The 18,817-nt window shown below is 40.5% G+C and carries 25 protein-coding genes and 1 tRNA gene; 5 read left to right on the top strand and 21 right to left on the bottom strand.

What is annotated here, in order from left to right:
* Positions 1-158 precede the first annotated feature (158 nt).
* The 5 genes from HMPREF2867_RS11330 to HMPREF2867_RS04115 all read right to left on the bottom strand — a co-directional run bounded on the left by HMPREF2867_RS11330 (position 159) and on the right by HMPREF2867_RS04115 (position 2,412).
* Entirely contained in the window at positions 159-302 is a 144-nt protein-coding gene (locus HMPREF2867_RS11330; RefSeq protein ID WP_176744098.1) for a hypothetical protein, read from the bottom strand.
* 164 nt (positions 303-466) lie between these two features.
* On the bottom strand, positions 467-748 hold the full coding sequence (locus HMPREF2867_RS04130) for a DNA-binding protein (protein ID WP_070575996.1): 282 nt from the start codon (positions 746-748) through the stop codon (positions 467-469).
* Between the two features lie 5 nt (positions 749-753).
* Positions 754-1,290: an ORF6C domain-containing protein gene (locus HMPREF2867_RS04125; RefSeq protein ID WP_070575993.1), complete on the bottom strand. Its 537-nt coding sequence runs from the start codon at positions 1,288-1,290 to the stop codon at positions 754-756.
* Positions 1,283-2,227: a hypothetical protein gene (locus HMPREF2867_RS04120; protein WP_070575990.1), complete on the bottom strand. Its 945-nt coding sequence runs from the start codon at positions 2,225-2,227 to the stop codon at positions 1,283-1,285. Before HMPREF2867_RS04120 ends, HMPREF2867_RS04125 begins: the two co-directional genes overlap by 8 nt.
* A complete protein-coding gene (locus tag HMPREF2867_RS04115) occupies positions 2,224-2,412 on the bottom strand; it encodes a helix-turn-helix domain-containing protein (protein WP_014634349.1) in 189 nt (62 codons plus the stop codon). The genes HMPREF2867_RS04120 and HMPREF2867_RS04115 overlap by 4 nt, the downstream gene beginning before the upstream one ends.
* A gap of 165 nt (positions 2,413-2,577) precedes the next feature.
* On the opposite strand from HMPREF2867_RS04115, the gene HMPREF2867_RS04110 reads away from it, so the two are divergent.
* Entirely contained in the window at positions 2,578-2,901 is a 324-nt protein-coding gene (locus HMPREF2867_RS04110; RefSeq protein WP_070575987.1) for a hypothetical protein, read from the top strand.
* 119 nt (positions 2,902-3,020) lie between these two features.
* On the opposite strand, the gene HMPREF2867_RS04105 is transcribed toward HMPREF2867_RS04110, so the two are convergent.
* Positions 3,021-3,257, bottom strand: a complete 237-nt coding sequence (locus HMPREF2867_RS04105; protein ID WP_070575984.1) for a DUF739 family protein — start codon at positions 3,255-3,257, stop codon at positions 3,021-3,023.
* A 169-nt stretch (positions 3,258-3,426) separates the two neighbouring features.
* On the opposite strand from HMPREF2867_RS04105, the gene HMPREF2867_RS04100 reads away from it, so the two are divergent.
* The 4 genes from HMPREF2867_RS04100 to HMPREF2867_RS04085 all read left to right on the top strand — a co-directional run bounded on the left by HMPREF2867_RS04100 (position 3,427) and on the right by HMPREF2867_RS04085 (position 5,872).
* Positions 3,427-3,810: a helix-turn-helix domain-containing protein gene (locus tag HMPREF2867_RS04100; RefSeq protein ID WP_070575981.1), complete on the top strand. Its 384-nt coding sequence runs from the start codon at positions 3,427-3,429 to the stop codon at positions 3,808-3,810.
* 6 nt (positions 3,811-3,816) lie between these two features.
* The gene (locus HMPREF2867_RS04095; RefSeq protein ID WP_070575979.1) at positions 3,817-4,203 is read left to right on the top strand and encodes an ImmA/IrrE family metallo-endopeptidase; all 387 of its coding nucleotides are present in this window, start codon (positions 3,817-3,819) and stop codon (positions 4,201-4,203) included.
* An 18-nt stretch (positions 4,204-4,221) separates the two neighbouring features.
* Positions 4,222-4,713, top strand: coding sequence for an SHOCT domain-containing protein (locus tag HMPREF2867_RS04090; RefSeq protein ID WP_070575976.1), 492 nt, complete (start codon positions 4,222-4,224; stop codon positions 4,711-4,713).
* Positions 4,714-4,792: 79 nt separating this feature from the next.
* Positions 4,793-5,872, top strand: a complete 1,080-nt coding sequence (locus tag HMPREF2867_RS04085; RefSeq protein ID WP_070575973.1) for a site-specific integrase — start codon at positions 4,793-4,795, stop codon at positions 5,870-5,872.
* Positions 5,873-5,883: 11 nt separating this feature from the next.
* Here the strand turns inward: HMPREF2867_RS04085 and HMPREF2867_RS04080 are convergent.
* From HMPREF2867_RS04080 to HMPREF2867_RS04010, 15 genes are all read right to left on the bottom strand, one after another.
* A tRNA-Arg gene (locus HMPREF2867_RS04080) sits at positions 5,884-5,955 on the bottom strand.
* Between the two features lie 50 nt (positions 5,956-6,005).
* Complete coding sequence (gene rplS, locus HMPREF2867_RS04075; RefSeq protein WP_002883489.1) at positions 6,006-6,353, bottom strand: 50S ribosomal protein L19; 348 nt, start codon at positions 6,351-6,353, stop codon at positions 6,006-6,008.
* 127 nt (positions 6,354-6,480) lie between these two features.
* Positions 6,481-7,707, bottom strand: a complete 1,227-nt coding sequence (locus tag HMPREF2867_RS04070) for a voltage-gated chloride channel family protein (protein WP_070575970.1) — start codon at positions 7,705-7,707, stop codon at positions 6,481-6,483.
* Positions 7,704-7,988, bottom strand: coding sequence for a chorismate mutase (locus HMPREF2867_RS04065; RefSeq protein ID WP_037600189.1), 285 nt, complete (start codon positions 7,986-7,988; stop codon positions 7,704-7,706). The genes HMPREF2867_RS04070 and HMPREF2867_RS04065 overlap by 4 nt, the downstream gene beginning before the upstream one ends.
* 73 nt (positions 7,989-8,061) lie before the next feature.
* Positions 8,062-9,597 (bottom strand): ClC family H(+)/Cl(-) exchange transporter, encoded by a 1,536-nt coding sequence (locus HMPREF2867_RS04060; RefSeq protein WP_037600186.1) that lies wholly within the window; start codon positions 9,595-9,597, stop codon positions 8,062-8,064.
* 51 nt (positions 9,598-9,648) lie between these two features.
* Positions 9,649-10,092: a flavodoxin gene (locus tag HMPREF2867_RS04055; RefSeq protein ID WP_002888085.1), complete on the bottom strand. Its 444-nt coding sequence runs from the start codon at positions 10,090-10,092 to the stop codon at positions 9,649-9,651.
* 368 nt (positions 10,093-10,460) lie between these two features.
* Entirely contained in the window at positions 10,461-10,832 is a 372-nt protein-coding gene (locus HMPREF2867_RS04050) for a hypothetical protein (protein WP_070575968.1), read from the bottom strand.
* A gap of 12 nt (positions 10,833-10,844) precedes the next feature.
* Positions 10,845-11,564: a matrixin family metalloprotease gene (locus HMPREF2867_RS04045; protein ID WP_070575965.1), complete on the bottom strand. Its 720-nt coding sequence runs from the start codon at positions 11,562-11,564 to the stop codon at positions 10,845-10,847.
* A gap of 119 nt (positions 11,565-11,683) precedes the next feature.
* A complete protein-coding gene (locus tag HMPREF2867_RS04040; RefSeq protein WP_037600171.1) occupies positions 11,684-12,466 on the bottom strand; it encodes an alpha/beta hydrolase in 783 nt (260 codons plus the stop codon).
* Positions 12,467-12,600: 134 nt separating this feature from the next.
* Positions 12,601-14,262 carry a ribonuclease J gene (locus tag HMPREF2867_RS04035; RefSeq protein WP_037600162.1) on the bottom strand — a complete coding sequence of 554 codons (1,662 nt, stop codon included), beginning with the start codon at positions 14,260-14,262 and terminating at the stop codon, positions 12,601-12,603.
* A gap of 179 nt (positions 14,263-14,441) precedes the next feature.
* Positions 14,442-15,200 (bottom strand): ABC transporter ATP-binding protein, encoded by a 759-nt coding sequence (locus HMPREF2867_RS04030; protein WP_045772081.1) that lies wholly within the window; start codon positions 15,198-15,200, stop codon positions 14,442-14,444.
* Positions 15,197-16,066: an ABC transporter permease gene (locus HMPREF2867_RS04025; protein WP_002883493.1), complete on the bottom strand. Its 870-nt coding sequence runs from the start codon at positions 16,064-16,066 to the stop codon at positions 15,197-15,199. Before HMPREF2867_RS04025 ends, HMPREF2867_RS04030 begins: the two co-directional genes overlap by 4 nt.
* Before the next feature lie 9 nt (positions 16,067-16,075).
* A complete protein-coding gene (gene trpX, locus HMPREF2867_RS04020) occupies positions 16,076-17,077 on the bottom strand; it encodes a tryptophan ABC transporter substrate-binding protein (protein ID WP_014634336.1) in 1,002 nt (333 codons plus the stop codon).
* Between the two features lie 136 nt (positions 17,078-17,213).
* Positions 17,214-17,435: a DUF4649 family protein gene (locus tag HMPREF2867_RS04015; protein WP_021144292.1), complete on the bottom strand. Its 222-nt coding sequence runs from the start codon at positions 17,433-17,435 to the stop codon at positions 17,214-17,216.
* 183 nt (positions 17,436-17,618) lie between these two features.
* Positions 17,619-18,817, bottom strand: a 1,199-nt coding sequence (locus HMPREF2867_RS04010) for an LPXTG cell wall anchor domain-containing protein (RefSeq protein WP_141750990.1), incomplete at its 5' end; no start/stop codon positions are given.

Raw genomic sequence — 18,817 nt, 5'->3', positions numbered from 1 at the left:
TCCACGACGAGGTCATGGCTGCACGCTGAAAGATTAACGTTATTTTGTGTACTTGTTCTTGAGGCGTTCTTGTTTCTCCTCTGGTGTTTCCACCCACTCAAAGAAGGGTTCCGGCTGTTTGGTTTTTTTCTTGCCGAATAAGAATTTTAGTAGATGTTTCAAATCAATGTTTCTCCCAATCCGTGAATTTTGTTGTAACGATCTCGGCTAGGCTCTGATGCGTTTTTTTCGAAAGTCCATGCTGGAGTTTCTACTGTTTCTGCTTGCTCTTTTACAAATAGCCATTTAAGTAGTTTTTTCATTGTTAATTCCTTTCTATTCCCTAACCGCACTAGAGAACTAGTGAGGATTTTTTTCATAGATTTATATATTTAAGGAGACAATTATGAATATCAAATCGTTGTAGTTTCAGGTAGGTATTGCTTATATCTCCTCACTAGCTCACTGCTACGGCTAGGGTTATGTGCTAGGCAATCTCTTGCCAATGTGTGTTGAACCAATCTCTGACGGCATCTCTGGGGTATCTGATTTGTGACCCCCGGCCTTTATCGATTTTAGGAAAGCCGTCGATGTTTGTTATTCTTAAAAACTCGGTGTAGTTGCCAATCCCTAGCATGGACTGACACTGTTTAGCAGTTAAAATCATGGGTAGCGTTTCGTCTAAGTCGAACGCTTTTGTTTTATCTGCTATAACTGCCGTTAACATGCTGTCGAACTGGTCAGCTAGTGGTTTGAATGGGTTGTCCATAGGCGTTACCCTTTTTCAAGAGTGATAAGCTCTTTTTGTTTTGGTGTCTCACGAATTTCAAACGGTGTGAAATCGTCATAAGATAAATTTTCCAAGAATTGGATTGCTTTCTTAGCTTCAACGTGCTTGATATTAGTGTATTTAGTCACGTTAAAGGCTTTCTTTAAGTGCGAGTACATCAAGCGGATAAACTGACCTTTCTTGGATGCGAACAAGTTATCACTTGGATGTGTTTTCTGTTCTTCAAAGTAGAAATCAGCAAACACTCCAGCTTTTCGAAAAACAATACTCTTGATTTTGGTTGCCTCTCCGTCGTCGATATGGACTTTTTTGTTGACTTCTTCGACGAGCAACTCGATGTCAGTGAGCTTTTGATTCGTCTTTTTAACATTTCTGTCCATTTCTTCCTTGATTCCGATAACTTCTTCCAAAAGTTGCTGATTGACATTGCTTTGTGCCACAAGGTTCATGGCTTGTTTTTTTTGCATTTCAACCGTTTCAGCAAGTAGGGTTTCTTTTCTCTTATCTTTCTTTTTACTCATTGATGATTTCTCCTTCTATGATTGTTCTCCCGTTTTCTGGGACAATCTTATTCATTTCGTCTAACCAGTTTTCAGTTAGCGTCAAGATGTCTCTGAGTTTTTCAATCTGGGCATCCTTGCCAATCCCTTGAATAAGCGTTTTAAATCTAAGCGGTGCCATCTTGTTATCAAAGAAATCTTCGAATTCTGACACTAGGTTACTGAGTGTAAAGATGTTAGAAACACTGTTTTCTAATTTCTCTTTATCAGCTCGTAAGTGTTCGATGGATTCTTTCAAGGCGATTGCCTCGGATGTCTCTTTTTCAAGCATTTCGTAAGAAGCCGTTTTGAGCCTTAGACTTCTCTTGACCGAATCAAGTTCGTCCGCTAGGTCTCTGTTCTTTCCTAGTAGCTGTTTATTTAGTTCTTGCGTAGCTGTATAATCGTCTGGAATGATCTCCTTTTCAATCACCTTTTCAGTAGTCTTGGTTTGTTTGACACGTTCCAACTCTCCCTTGACCGCTTCTAGCGCTTGGTCTTTGAGTTTGAGACGACGCTCAAGCTCTTTATATTCTTTATGAGTTGTGATGTCGCCGTTGAATACTGCTTGGTTGACCTCTGGGTTGGCAGATGGTTTGGACACTTCCGCTTGCAGTTTCCGAGGGAGTTCTTCGAATTTTTCAATATTTAATTGTTCGCTCTGCGAACGAATGAAATTGTAATGATTGATATATTCATAGGCTTTGGTTTTTTTAAAACCAAGGCTTCTATACCATTCTTCAAAACACCCGTATCTGTTTTGCGCAAGTTTTTCTTGAGCTTTAGCAAGTTGCTTCCCTATTTCATAAGCGCTCTTACTTTGAATGCCGTAAATGATATTGGCACTTTCTTCCAGAAATTCCTTTGTCTTTACGTCGAGCAAGGAATAATCAAAATCATTTGTTGCTATTTCGTTCATGTATTATCCTTTCTGAATTCGTCTAAACTGACATCTAAAGCGTCAGCAATCTTCACCATTCTACTGAAAGAAAGGTCTCTCTTTCCGATGTTCATCAACGTGTTATAGCTGATACCAGTCTTTTCAGCTAACTCTGTGACTGTCATTCCTCTGTCAATAAGTAACTTGCTTAAAGTTTTTTTCATGTTCACTCCCAAAACACAATATATAGTCTTTTATTGTATTGAAAACACAACATATTGTGTTATTCTATCCTTTCTGATATAATTGATTCATGACAAATGATTAAATAGGGCCTCTCATCTCCTTATGAAAATCGCTAGTCAAATATTATGGAAAGGGGAATTAATATGTCTACTACAAAAAAATTTGACTTAGTTGGTGATATAGCATTCTTTGCCACAGAAATTGATAATGATATTGCTATATCGACAGCGGCTGGAACATACTTTGGAAAATTACTTCCTGATAATCCTGATGAAGCTTATGATGGTATAAAAAATTTTTTAGAGTTTCGTAAAAATTTAGGCCATACTTTCGACGGCGACGACCCACTCGAAGCTATTCTCTTAGTAGATGTCACTTTGGTTACTAGTCCAAATCAAAAAATAACGATGCCATTTGTTTATTTGTTTATTGACCAAATAATTGGCGTCTCATGTGGCAAAATCTAAGATTAGAAACATTTGCTAGTCTTTTAGAATCAATCGTTATATTCAAAATAGCGTTTGATTCTTTTTTCTTTCCACTATATGGATATCGTTTTGGTTTCATGTTTGCTCCTTTCATAATTTTAACTATTTAGTTCAAGTTCTTGAACTTTATAGTTAAAAAAATATTCAACTATCTCATCTTGTGAGATTTCTAATAGTTCAACCGCTTTTACAATTTCGTCTTGTTTCCACTTCGCTTTCCCGTTGATCTTGAATGAAAACCTTGAGGGAGTTAGGCCGATAGCTTTTGCAAAAGCTTCTTGCGTCCCGTATTTTTCTTTAATACGACCCTTTAATTTAGCGTAGTTAAATCTCATTGAGTTCTCCTTTCTAAGTTCAATCTCTTGAACTTTATGGTTTTATTTTAATCCTTCTCTTTTTATTTGTCAACAGTTTTGTTCAATTTTTTGAACTTTTTTTTATTTTTTCTTGAACTTTTGTATTTTCTACTATATAATGAATCCATAAAGGAAAAAGGTAAAGAATATGAAAAATACTACTGCTACACGCTTGCAACAAGTTATGAGCGAGCGAAATTTAAAACAAGTTGACGTAATTTCTCTTTCGAAAGCACATCAAAAGGAATTGGGCGTTAAGCTTGGAAAGAGTGCTTTGTCTCAATATATCAACGGGAAATCAACGCCAGACCAAGAAAAGTTGGTGCTGCTTGCTAGAACGTTGGGGGTATCTGAAGCGTGGCTTATGGGGTATGATGTCCCTATGACTAAAGATTCACAACCAACCAATGCCCACGACATCGATAACATCATCGATAATGCAATGATGTTCGACGGTAAACCGTTGACTGATGATGATAAGCGGGCTATCCGTGGCATCATTGCCGGTTATATGAGTAGTAAGGAAAAGTGAGGTGCTATGACTGAAAGTGAATTGCTTGAGCAGTTCAATGTCTCTATCTGTGAGTTCAGCTCTAGTCAATGGTCCAGAAATGGCTTTATCGACCCCATAAACAGGGTTGTTTACATCAACGGGGATTTAGACCCAGAAATACGTTTGAAGGTCATTTTACATGAATTGGGCCACCTAGAACACAACTCTAAAGACTATGAGCGTTTGCATGAAAAATATGAAGCTCAAGCAAATAGAAATATGATCCACGAGTTACTGGTTGATTATTTAAAATCTACTGATATCTACGATTTTAATTGGGTTCGCTTCGCTACACAGTATGATATTTCAACGACTTGGGGCGAAGCGATGATACAAGATGAATTTAGGAAAATTCAGCAAACTGTTATTTAAAAAAAGGAGAAAATGAAAATGAAAATGGATGATGTTAGAAATGTACCTACTTACTTAAAATTCGAAACAACTTTTGGCTGTACTTTTGGTGGGCTTATTTTAGGTTTTATCTTTCCTCCTTTTTGGTTATTAATGTTTGTGGGTATTGCTTTACTGTTCGCACGACTTTTTTGGGAGATAAAACACCCTATGACTAAAGAGCAAAAAGAACAATCAAAAATAGAACAAGCAAAAGCGAAAGAGGAATTTCGACAAGCGAGTGAGGAATTTCGACAAGCGAAAGAGGACTTGAAAGAGGAATTTCGACAAGCAAGAGCTGTAAAATGCCCTCATTGCAAAAGTACGGACGTTGAATTTATGGTACAGCAAAGAAAAAGTTTCTCAATTGGTAAAGCCGCTGCTGGAACTATTATGACTGGCGGCGTTGGTGCTCTAGCTGGTTTTGCTGGCAAGAAGGGTAAAAAAGAGTGGCACTGCAAGAACTGTGGTGCAGTCTTTACTACTAAATAAAAAATAAAACAAAAGAATCCCTGCACTCTCCATCGCCAAACTTTGAGTGTAGGGATTATCTATACAAGAGGACTAAACAATGGCATCATACAGAAAACGAGAAAACGGTTGGGAGTATCGGATAAACTACTACGATTCGACTGGGAAACGCAAACCAAAGTCAAAAGGTGGTTTTAGGACGAAATCTGAAGCTATCAAGGCTGCTGCTGAGATGGAGTTGAAAATACAAGACGGCTTGAATGTTGATGAAGATATCACTCTATACGCTTATTTCAAGCAATGGTGCGAAGTTTATAAGAAACCCACCGTTTCCAAAATAACTTACAAGGCATATATCAACACCCAGCGTAAGATAGAATTATTCTTTGACGACAAGAAACTGAAATCTGTCACTGCTACTCAATACCAGCGTGTGCTGAATAACTACGCTAAAACTCACGCTCAAGATACTGTCGAGCGTTTCAATGTGCATGTAAAATCATGCGTTGAAATGGCAGTGCATGAAGGCTATATCAAGCGTAACTTTTGTAAGTTTGCCAAAATCAATGCAAAAAATAAGGGGCGTGATATTGAAACGAAATTCCTAGAAGTCGAAGAATACGAGCGATTGATCTACGATACAAGCAAGCGTCCAGAATTTGCGTCTTATGCAGCACTCTATATCATAGCTAAAACTGGTATCCGATTCGCTGAGTGTTTAGGCTTAACGGTGGATGATATCAACCGAGACACTGGCGTGTTATCAGTCAATAAAACGTGGGACTACAAAAATAATACTGGTTTTCTACCGACCAAAACAAAAAGCAGTATCCGAGAGATACCGCTTGATGATGAATTTATAAAATTTATTGACCAGCTACCACCTACCGAGGACGGTAGATTACTACCTTCACTGTCCAACAATGCCGTAAACAAGACCTTACGTAAAATCGTTGGGCGTGAGGTACGTGTCCACTCATTGAGGCACACTTACGCTAGCTATCTGATAGCCCACGATATTGACTTAATTTCTGTATCGCAAGTTTTAGGGCACGAGAATCTAAACATCACACTGGAAGTCTACGCCCACCAGTTACAAGAGCAAAAATCACGAAACGATGAAAAGATAAAACAAATGTGGACAGAATGTGGACAAAACGCTTTAAAACCGCATGGTTAAAGGCTTAAAAATGTCCCCTGCCGGAATCGAACCAGCAACGACTCCTTAGGAGGGAGTTGTTATATCCATTTAACTAAGAGGACTTATGAAAAAATCTGCCACGAGGACAGATTTTTTATGTGAAATCTGTAAATTATTTACGGATTTCTTTGATACGTGCAGCTTTACCTTGCAAAGCACGCAAGTAGTAAAGTTTAGCACGGCGGACTTTACCGTAGCGTACAACTTCAATCTTTTCAACACGTGGAGTGTGGATTGGGAAAGTACGTTCTACACCGATACCGCTTGAAATTTTACGAACTGTGTACATTTCTGAGATCCCTTGACCTTTGCGTGAAATAACTACACCTTCAAAGATCTGGATACGTTCGCGAGTTCCTTCGACAACTTTCGCGTGAACGCGAACAGTGTCACCAGGACGGAATGATGGGATGTCAGTACGAAGTTGACCTTCTGTCAAACTTTGGATCAATGGATTCATTTTTATATACTCCTATCTTACTAATCTTAAGAGCAACCTCTGTGTCTCAGCGGATTAGCCGTTATTTTTGTGTGTCCATTACACACTCTTAGTATCTTATCAAAAAATTATCAGGATGTCTAGTATATTATTGCATTTCTAGCATTTTTTGTTGCCCATAAATGCTCGTCTTATGATTGATGAGATAAGCAAAAGCCATGACAATCGCATAAGGGAGTGCATTAGCGGGACCAAAGACTTCAACGCCAATGAAAATAGGCGCTAAAAGGGTATTGGTACTGCTACCAAAGACAGACAGATAGCCTAGACCTGCTACAAGTGGAATTGGAAGGCCTAGAACTGGTGCTAAAACAGCACCAAGACTTGCTCCGATGGCAAACAAAGGAGTTACTTCCCCTCCTTGGAAACCAAGAGATAAGGTAAAGACGGTAAGGAGCAATTTCAAGAGCCAATCCAATGGATAAATGGTACCACCACCAACACTTAAAGCAATCAAATTCGTTCCAAGACCTGTATAGCGTCCCTTCCACAAAATCAAAAGAAGACAGGTTAAGACGACACTTCCTAATAGAACACGATAATAGGGATTTGGGAGCAGACTTGCCACTTTCTTTTTAGCTACTGATAAAAGATAAGCAAAGAGATTTCCTGCTACACCAAAGACCAGACCTAAAAGAGCTAATTTAACAAAGGTCTCAAGGTCAATAGTCAAACTATCGGATACAAAGTGGCTAAATTTTTCAAGACCTAAAAGATGGCTTGTAGTACTAGCCACAAAAGATGCAATAAGAGTTGGTACTAAAATTGGAAGGCTTAACTGTCCTAGGGTCAAGACCTCAAGAGCAAAGAAGGTCGCAGCGATTGGTGTTTGGAAGAGCCCTCCAAAACCAGCTGCCATCCCCATGGTCAAGAAAATGCGTGAAGCATTAGGGATCTTAAAATAGCGACTAAAAGCATGGGAAACTGTGGCTCCGAGCTGAACAGCAACTCCCTCACGACCTGCAGATCCCCCGAACAGGTGGGTCAGCCATGTGGTCACAGTCACAAGTGGAATTAACCTTAGGGGGACTTGATCCTCCTCATTATGTCCTACCTTGAAAATCAAGCCCATTCCCTGTGCTGCCTTACCAGCAAGCTTTTGATAAAGGTAAACTATCAAAAGGCCTGCTAAAGGAAGTGCTGGAACCAGATAAAAGATATGCTGGTCACGATATTCCGAGAGTCCTATAAGCACGCGCCCAAAAACAGCATCAATCAGTCCAACCAGCACCCCTAACAAGATTGCATAAAGACTTAACATTACTAAATGTAAGTAAGAAAGACCTTGACTATCACTTAATTGTTTTACTTTCATTCTAGATGCCTACTTTTTTCCAGCTTACTTGCTTGATAAATACGTGAATGCTTCATAATATCCGCAAAACTTGCGACGATAGCTTCTTTATATTCGGAATTAAGGACACTAGCGCCTACCTTGTCTAACAGAGCCTGCTCTCGTTCGGGATCATAAATCGCCTTTCCGGTGCGTTGTTTATAAGCACTTACTCGAGTTACCAATTTCATACGTTCTTCCAACAAAGCCACAATCTCATTATCAACGGTGTCAATTTGTTGGCGAATCTCATTTAAGTCCATACTGACCTCCTTTTTTCTCTTCATTATAACAAAAATGACCTGAGGACAAAAGAGCCTCAAGCCATTGAATTGCTTATAAAAAGAGTTTTCTTACCTGACTGATATTACTTTCATTAACAACCAAATATAAGGTTGCTCCTGCTTTTAGACGTGTGTCTCCATGAACAACCTCAGACTGGTCTTGAAAAATCTGAGTGGAAATCAAAACCCCGTCAGGTAAGGTTAAATCCTTAACCAATCGACCAGCTAAACTATCTGTAACTGGTAAATCAATCATCGTCGGTATATTATCAACTTGTTTTGGTTCGTGGGCAATCAGATTGTGAAGCATGGCTTCATAGACGGGTTCTCCTCCCATGAAATCCATGACGAGATAGGCAATCAGGGTCACAACTCCGATTGTCATCAATTGGTGAAGGTCACCCACCATCTCAGTCACTAAAATCATCGCAGTTAGCGGTGCCTTGGATACCGCACCAAAATAACCAGCCATACCAAGAATGATAAAAATAGGGAACTGACTGACTTGTAAGAATCCTAGATTTTCAAAAGCTGCCGCAAAGACGCTACCAGAAAGAGCACCTAAAGTCAAAATCGGCAAGAAAATCCCACCAGGAAAACCTGAACCAAAGGACAACATACTCCAAATAAATCGAATAGCCAAATAGAGGATGGCCACAGTTAGAGCAGGATGTAAACCATTTAGGGCAAGAATCAATTCATTCCCACCACCTAAAAGATATGGAAAATAGAGGCCTATAGGAATGATAAACAGAACTGCCAGAAGGCCATGAAAATGAGATGGCAAGTGGAAGATTTTCCCTAACCCTTGGTAGACCTTACCAATACGTAAGACAACCCACTCATAACCGTATCCAAGCACACCTAGAAAAATCCCCAAGACAATAAGAATCCAATAATCTTTCAAAGGAAATACGGGTAATTTTTCTGTCATAGCAAGAACCGGAACCTGACCAAAGATCCGTAAGGAAACAGCATTAGCCACTAAAGATGCCGTTAAAGCGGTCACCCAAACATGACGCGAGAAATGATGATAGACTTCTTCGACAACAAACAAAAGACCGGCAATCGGGGCATTAAAGGCAGCCGATAACCCTGCTGCCGCTCCTGCAGCAATCAAGACGCGCTTTTCACGTGCAGAGAGCTTAAGACTCTCAGCTAAGCCCTTAGCAGTCATAGCACCAAGTTGAATACTAGGGCCCTCACGTCCCAGCATCAGTCCCATTGAAATCCCAAGGACTCCACCTAGGAACTTACGCCATAATACTGACCACCAAGACGGATGTAAGAGCCCCATCAGTTCCCCTTCAACATGGGGAATTCCTGAGCCCTTGATGTCTTTTTCCTGCTTAATAAGGTAACCAATAAAAAGTGCAATCAAGAGATTAACCAGGACAATTCCCAAAATCAGAAGTGGATTATGAAGGGCGTCTTTGTATATAGCTACAGAAAATGCGGCCCCTTTGGCAATTAACCAGCGAAAAAGGCTGACCACTGCTCCTGCCGTCCCCCCCACTAAGAGCCCTCGCCAAACGGACCAAAGCAGATGTTGAGATTGCGTCCTAAAATCTCTTTCTATTTCATTCATAAAAACTCCATTTTTAACTACAATAAAAGCAGACTTTACTCTGCTTTTTTCTTATGCTAATGCTTCTGAAATTTTTTCAGCGAAAGCTTCGAGGTTCTCGATATCTTCATCTTCAGCAGAAAGATCAACCTTGACACTATCTGCTCCTTTAGTCGCCCCTGTGAAAGTGAATTGATTTTCAAATTCATCAACTGAGTGACAGAAATAATCGTAGAAAGTATCTCCTGAACCTACAACACCAAAGATTTTACCTGACAAATCGAGATCAGCCAAATCTTCGTAAAAGTCAACGATTTCATCTGGCAACTCACCATCACCATAAGTGTAAGTCGCTACAATACAGATGTCCGCATCTTCAAAATCAGCGGCATCAACCGTTGTACACTCGTCTACATCTACAGTGTGACCCAATTCTTCCAATTTTTTGGCAACGATATCTGCGATTTCTTCCGTGTTACCGGTCATACTGGCATAAACGATTTTTGCTAAAGCCATAATGTCCTCCAAAATAATAAATTAGCTATATTATATCATATTTCTACAGAAAATAAATGACCTAATAACTCAAAAAAACTGCCCTGATTGGCAGTTTTAAATTGACATTAATTCTTCTTTTTAGACTTTTCTTAGGTGAGTGCGGACGCTAGCGACTTCCTTCGGAATTCCATAGCTAAGTTTTGAGCCTAATGTCTCAAAACTTCCGAGTGCCTAAAGCTTTTAAACTTTAGGCACTTTTCTCACAACGAAAAGTCTTGTCTACAGCTCGCTCTGAAATTATTAAAGGAACTATCTTATTTCATCTACAGAAATTAGTCTATGTTTTGATAGCCAAGTCACTTGTTAGAGGAAACTAAAACTGCCCATCAGGACAGTTTTAGATTTTGTAAAAGTTCAAAATGTCGATAGACTAGCCATAAGCCAACACCAACTAACAGAATGATAATCACTACTCTCATGAGACCTCTAAGAAAAGTCAAGAGCCAAGTGAGAAGCATAGAGGTGATTAGCCAACTCCATCCAGAAGCACTGTAAAGGGCTTGAATACTCTCTATGGAATGACTAGTCAGCGTTTTTACCCAAGTGGGAATATAAATCCAAATGCCATCACCTGATAAGCCCAAACGATTGGCAATCATGGTTCCTGTTGTTTGCAACCAAGTAAAGACCCCAGCATTGAAAAGAAAAAGGAAGGTTTGCATGGGGTAACGTCTAGCAAGGCGTTTCAAATAGCGCATGACAGCCCCTCCTTAATTAGCATAAAGAGAATGGACCGTATCAATATCTACCTGTTGAATCCCGTAATAAGATCCAGCGGATTGCATAACGGATGTCTTAGAGTCATCATGGTCTAAGCCAATAGCATGTCCCAATTCGTGTTCAGCTGTATTAACAATACGCTTGTGAGTATAACCAAAATCACTATTCAAGAGGAAGTAACGATTTAACTTTACATCCACATGAGTGATGCGATTGGTCAAAACATTGGTTTGACTATCTGCTAAACCTGCTGCCTGTGAATTCGCATCGGAATAGTCTGTCGCAACAATGTCAGCCGTTGAGGCATCATCAGTTAAAGTAAAGATGAAAGCACCCGTGTTATTCCAGTTGGTGATAGCTTCCTTATAGGCGGCTACCAAGGTTTCGTCTGTAGATTGTATGTAGATGCTGGCTGTATTTTGCGCCCATCTAGCTCCGTTAGACTCTGGAATAGTATCTGTCGTTGATAGGTTAGAGACAACTTTCTCAACGTCACTAGTACTGGTACCACTAAACCCTAGCTCTACTTGATGAAAGGCTTGGTTAATATTTGTGGCTAAGGTACTTGAAGAGTTATTGGCATAGTAGACGAGTCCATACCCAATGAGGGCTAGCACTAGGGCAAGTTTAAATATAGCCCAAATAAGATTCCAAATAAATTGTAAAAGAAGTTTGGAAATATAGAAGATTACTCTGAATAATTTTTTCATTATTGAGCCTCCTTTTCGAAACTTCCCTTAGTATATCAAGCTCTAATAGTTCTGACAAGTAAAAAATATCACTTTAAGCTTTTATCATCTCTTTGATAAGATGTTACAAACTTGACCTATTAAGACAAACGTTCTTCTTTAACGTAATCAATAGGTAACCATTCTAAGTAGGCTTCTAGTTGTTTTTCCCAATAATACCATTCATGTCTTCCATGGTCAGTGCGGTAGTCAATGTCCAAACCAAGAGCTTTCAAATCAGCCACTGCTTTGTTTTGAGAGTCAAAAAGGAAATCCTCAAGACCACACCAGGCAAAAAATTTGGTTTTCTTGTCATGTTGTTTGGCTAGTTTGACCAGTTTATGCTGCTCAATGTCTTTTCCTTCTAAATCTCCAAAGACACCTTGCCAGTATTCCTTAGACTCACTCGTTTCATCAGTAATCATCTCCACTGATAATCCAAGGGCACCAGAGAAGGAACCCGCACAAGCAAAGTTATTTGTCGTTAAGGCGAGTTTGAAAGACCCATAGCCACCCATAGAAAGTCCAGCGATAAAAGTCTTTTCACGCTTCTTAGTCATACTTGGGAAGAAACGTTGCATGACTTGAGGAAGCTCCTTAGCAATGGCATCGTAATACTTAACACCATATTTGGTATTTGTATACCATCCATTTTCAGAGTTAGGCATAATAACGATAAGATTAGTCTTACGAAGGAGACGCTGAATATTGGTACGAAAGGCCCAAGAATTATGATTGCCCCCCATACCATGAAGGAGATAGAGAACCGGAATGTCCGTATCACTTTCCGTTTCAGCAATCTGGTCGCGGTCTGGATAAATGACATCTACTTGACGGTACTGTCCTAGAACATCTGAAGAGTATTCAATTTGAAAAAAAGCCATTGTATTTTCCTTTCTAAATGTCAGAAAAGCTGGGGTATCCCAGCTTCTGCTTTAAGAAGAAAATCTTGTTGAGATTTACCTCTATTTCGATGAATGCAAGCAAGACGCTCACACCCTTATTGTAACATCAATGATTAACGTACTTCCATGACTACCGGAAGAATCGCTGGGCGACGTTTAGTTTGGTCAAAGAGGAACTTAGCTACATCGTCTCGGACAGCCCCTTTAAGTTCACCCCAATCGAAGCTGTCTCCTGCCAAGTAATTTTCAACGGTAGCATTGACAATGTCAGCAGCCTCACGGAGAATGTCACGGCTCTTCTTAACATAGACGAACCCACGAGTGTTCACACGCGCTTTAGAGACAATCTTACGTTCCTTCTTGTTCACAGTGATAGCTACGATAAAGATACCATCTTCAGACAAGACCTTGCGGTCACGAAGGACGATATTACCCACATCACCAATGGCATTACCATCAATCATAACGTCACCAGCTGGAACCGCACCTTCGTGAAGGAAACCTTGATCCTCAGACAAGTGCATGATATCACCGCGTTTAACGATATAAATATTTTCTGGAAGAATACCAACTTCCAAGGCTAACTCTGCATGGGCTTGAAGGTCACGGTACTCACCTTGGATAGGGAAGAGATACTGTGGACGAAGGAGATTAATCATCAATTGAAGTTCACGAGCATTGGCATGTCCAGATACACGAAGGCTCTGCGTAATCATCTTAACAGTTCCACCAGCCTTATAGATAGCGTTGTTGACACGTGCCACTACAGCTTCTTTAGCAATGCTTGGAGTTGTTACGATATAAACCAGATCTCCATCCTTAATTTGAACGTAACGGTGACGACCAACAGCCATCTTTTGGAGACCATCGATTGGTTCACCCATACGACCATTTTCAAGGATAATCAACTCGTGGTCTTCAAACTTGTTCATGTCTTTTGGTTTGACAATAAGTTTTTCATGCTCCACAGTCAATTTTTTGAGACGGATGGCTGTGCGAACAATATTTTCAACGTCAAAACCAGTAAGAACAACGCGACGTCCGTGATCAGCAGCTGAATCGAAGACTTGTTGAATACGTACCAAGTTTGAGGCAACTGCAGCAACAATAACACGTCCTTCTGCATCGGCAATGACTTGGTCAATTTCTTGACCAACTTCTGCTTCCGAAGCTGTTTGTTCAGTACTTGTCGCATTTGCTGAGTCTGACAAGAGGGCCAAAACACCTTCACGTCCAATTTCAGCCAAACGACCTAAATCAGTTTTGTAGTAAGGACGGGCAGCTTGGTCAAACTTGAAGTCACCAGTATAGACAATATTACCTTGGTCAGTGCCAAGAACAATCCCCATTGATTCTGGAATAGAGTGCGTTGTTTTGAAGAATGAAACTTCAGCATCTTCAAATTCAATTTCAGTTTCTGCATCAATAACATGGAAGTTATTGAATTTCTTAACGCCAGCATTTTTTACAAAAAGCTTAGCCAACTCAATAGTAAGTGATGACCCAAAGACTGGTACTTTGACGTCTTGCAAGATATAAGGTAGGGCACCAATGGCATCGGCATGTCCGTGAGTCAAGAAAATCCCTTGGATACGATCTCTATTTTCAATCAAGTAATCTAAGTTAGGAATGACAAAGTCAACACCTAGTTGTTCATTTTCAGGATACTTTAGACCAGCATCCAAGATAAAGATAGAGTCGTTAATCTCAACAATATAGAGGTTCTTAGCATTTTCACGTACTCCACCTAGGGCAATAATTTTAATATCGCTCATGCTTGTTTTTCTCCTTTTTAGTTTGACTCTCTTCTAGAGCCTATTTTTACAGACGGTCCAAGGAGCTGAACGTTCGTGCGAACAGTCTCCTTGTCGATTTACAGGCCACAACAAAAAGTTGCATACCCTTTAAGTATACAACTTTTTGGCTTATTTTACAATTTAGAGTCAGACTAGACTTACTCAAACATAGCGTAGTAGTCTGTGATATCCAATTGACCTTTTTCTTCCTTGGTAAGGTCTTTAATGATTTGACCATCCTTCATAACGATTAGACGATTGCCATATTTTAGGGCATCTTCCATGTGGTGGGTAATCATCAAGGCTGTTAGATGGTCACCTGTTACAAACTCATCAGTCAACTCCATAAGGGCTACACTGGTCTTAGGATCCAGGGCTGCAGTGTGCTCGTCTAAGAGCAAGAGCTCAGGACGTTTAAGTGTCGCCATCAACAGACTGAGAGCCTGACGCTGACCACCTGAAAGGAGACCTGCTGGTGTATCTAAGTGCTTTTCTAAACCATTACTGATACGTTCAATCAGACCTTGAAACTCCTCTGTGTAGAGATGAATTTGACGTGATTTAAGACCTCGTTTTTCGCCACGGTATTTGGCAATCAAGAGGTTTTCTGCAACGGTCATACGAGGAGCTGTCCCCATTTTAGGATCTTGGAAGACCCGTGAGAGGTACTTGGCACGCTTCTCAGCAGGGAGAGACGTAACATCCTCACCCATGATGAAAATCTGACCACTGGTCAACATGAGGGTCCCTGCAATGACGTTGAAGAGGGTTGATTTCCCGGCACCATTTCCACCAAGAATGGTAATAAAATCACCTTCTCTAATGGTAAGGTTGACATGGTCCAGGATGGTTTTTTCGGTGTCAAAACCGTTATTGACCTTAACAGTCGCATCTTTGAGTTCTACAATAGCTGTCATCGTGATAAGGTCACCCCCTTAAAGAATTTTCGACGTAGGACAGGCGAAATCAAACAAATAGCCAAAACAATCGCACTAAAGAGTTTGAGGTAGTTTGTGTTAAAGCCAAGAGCAATAACCGCTGTCAAAAGGAACTGATAGAGGATTGAGCCAATACAGATGGCAATCAAACGTTCCAACAGAGTCAAGTTAGTCGCATAAAGGACCTCACCAATGATAATGCTGGCAAGACCAATGACGATAACCCCAATCCCTTTAGAAACGTCGGCATAACCGTCCTGTTGGCTAATCAAGGCTCCAGAGAGGGCAATAATACCGTTTGAGATAACAAGACCCATCACTTCCATATTGTCTGTGTTGATACCAAAAGATTTGGCCATGTCTCTATTATCTCCTGTGGCAATATAAGCTTGACCTAGGCGCGTGTTAAGAAAGGCAATCAAGGCAGTGATAACAATGGTCACAGCAATGAGACCAACAATCAAGAGGTTGTAGTCCTTGCTGAAAGGAAGCAAATCTTGGATAGTCTTGATATCTAGAAGTCCTAGGTTGGCTCTTCCCATAATCATAAGCATGACTGAGTTAAGAGAGGTCATGACCAAAATCCCTGCCAAAATAGTAGGAATCTCTCCCTTAGTATAGAGGAGACCAGTCACAAGTCCAGCACCACAGCCGGCCAAGACGGCAACCAAGGTTGCTAAGATTGGGTTCCAACCAAAGTTCATAAGGGTTACTGCTACTGCCCCACCAAGAGGGAAGGAACCTTCTGTTGTCAAATCAGGAAAATCCAAGATACGGAAAGTCATGTAAATCCCAAGACCTAGGATTCCGTATAAAAGCCCCTGATAAATAGATGAAATAATCATAAGTCCTCCTTATTTATCAGCCTTAACAGCGATGTCTGACTGTTTAAGCACATCGTCAGGGATGGTGATGTTGAGGTCTTGAGCAACTTTAAGGTTAAGCGTTGGAGTGCCATCATCGATAACATCTACAGGAACATCCTTAACTTTCTTACCTTTAAGAACCTTAACGGCACTACGAGCAGTAGCCTTTCCAAGTTCATATTGGCTTTGAGCAACTGAAGCCAAACCGCCCTCTTTTACCATAGTATCAACCGTCGTATAAACTGGAATCTTAGCTTGGTTAGCTGATGAGATTACTGTTGAAAAGGCTGAGGCAATCGTATTATCTTGAGGCGTCCAGATGGCATCTACCTTACCAGTCATGACTGACATGGTTGTATTGATTTCATTGGTTGATGGGACGGCGTACTCGACCACATTTAGACCATCTTTTTCAGCGTATTTCTTAAAGCTTTCAACCTGTGATTTGGAATTGTCCTCACTTGAAGCATAGAGAATACCAATCGTTTTGGCATTTGGTGTCAGTGATTTGACCAATTCTACTGTCTGCTTAATCGGCACTTGGTTAGAGGTACCAGTGACATTGCCTTCCGGATGTTTGAGATTCTTAACCAATTTTGCCCCAACAGGGTCTGAGATAGCCCCCATGATGACTGGAATATCCTTGGTAGCTGCCGCTAGCCCCTGTGCTGCTGGTGTGGCAATACCGATAACGACATCGTTCTTGTCATTAACCAATTGTTTAGACATGGTTTGAATTTTAGACTGGTCTCCTTCGGCATTTAGGAGGGTGATTTTAACCTTGTCCCCCTTATAACCAGCTTCCTTAAGGCCATCCTCAATTCCCTTCTCGATTTGATCCAGGGCGTCGTGAGTCACGAACTGGAGGATCCCTACTTTGACGACCTTATTGGCATCTTGGTGTTCTTTTTTGAAAAGATCTGTACCAATAGAACCGAGCGTCAAGATAGCTAAGAAAACCAAAGTCCAAATTAAACGCTTGTTTTTCATATGTGTCTCCTTCTATAAATTCTTCCTTTCTATTGTAAGTCATTTTCAGTCAATTAGCAATATTCTTAATTTATAAAAATTACACTGCTCAAAGAAAAAGAACCAGAACACGATGTCTGATTCTTTTCCCTTATTATTAGTGATATTGTGCCAAGTCTAGCTTCATAATATAAAAGTAAAGGTCACCATATTGTCCTTTGTAGCCAATATCATGTCCGTTTATCGTTACCTTAGTGACTGGCGTTGCATCTGGTAAGGCAATCCAACAAGCTTGCTGGGCTCTGACAAATTCATTGTAATCTTCAAAGGAAGTGTGTTTTTCTTGCTTGGCGGTATTTAAATAAGTTACTTCAATCATCGAGGGACCTCCTTATAATCCTTTACATAAGGTCTAGATTACGCTTCCTAGAGAGCAAAGTCAATCATGACGACTTGAAAAACAGCAGGCTGGACCATACAAATAGACCCCATGGCAAATACCATGAGGTCTATTTTAATTGAAATCTGGATTCTTAAGCTCCTATACGACCGTTAAATCATTTTAACGTTTGCGTCGTTTTGTGCCATAGAGTCCAAATCCAGCTAGAAGACTTGCCAAACCAAAGATTGCAAGGTTTGAATCCTCACTACCAGTTTCTGGAAGTTGAGCTGTCTTATCACTTGGATTGATAAAGTGAGCTTCTTCTTTTGTTTCTGGAAGCACTGGAGCCTTAGGCTCTTCTGTTTGTGGAGCTGGCTGTGGCTCTGGTGTCGGAGTTGTATCCGGCACAGGTGTTGGAGTCACAATTTGTTTGTAGATGTGTTGAGTATTACCATTTTCATCTACAATTGTCTTCACAAATTCATAACCTGGGATTTCTTTCTTAGGTTGTTGGCCATCTTCGGTTGGATAACCAGGGATTGGCGTACCATTTTCATCAACATATGACGTCGTTACTTGCTCGTAGACATGTTCGATATCACCATTAGGTAATTTCTTAGTTTCTACGAAGCGGTAACCTGGAATTTCAGCTTTTGGCTGTTCACCATCAACTGTAGGATATCCTGGGATTTCCTTACCTTCTTTATCAACAAACTTAGTGATTGGAAGGACAGTTGGTGTGTAGGTTGCTGAAGCCTTAGTTCCGTTAACATCTTCACGAACCACTGTGACTGCTGGGGCAGTTCCTGTAAATTCAGTTTCTGGTGTGAATGTTACAGTGCCATCTGCAGCTACTGTGTAAGTTCCTACACCTGCAATAGTCTTAGTTGTTGAGCCATCTTCAAAGGTAGCTGGTACTTGGTTATTCATTGGTACACGGCTATCGCCTTCTGTAAATACTGGCTTACCTGTTTGCGTTTGGCCTTTATTTCCAATTGAGGTAACTGATTCTGCAGTTGGTGTTACTGGTGTTACTGTTGGCGTGTAGGTTGCTGAGGCTTTTTTGCCGTTAACATCTTCACGAACAACTGTCACTGCTGGGGCAGTTCCAACGAATGATTTTTCTGGAACAAAGGTTACTGTTCCGTCTGGAGAAACGGTGTAAGTTCCTTCACCTGGAATAGTCTTGGTAGTTGAGCCATCTTCAAAGGTTGCTGGAACAGCATCATCCATTGGTACACTTGGGTTACCAGGCATGAAGCTTGGTTTACCTGTTTGGATTTGACCTTGAATGTCTATAGATGTTGCTGGCTCAGCAGTTGGTGTTACAGGAGTTACAGTTGGTGTGTAGGTTGCTGAGGCTTTTTTGCCGTTAACAT

Origin of the sequence: Streptococcus sp. HMSC064H09, assembly GCF_001812625.1 — a bacterium.
GTDB lineage: Bacteria > Bacillota > Bacilli > Lactobacillales > Streptococcaceae > Streptococcus.
The sequence above is the reverse complement of the archived record's forward strand: the minus strand, read 5'-3'. Positions and strand labels throughout refer to the sequence as shown.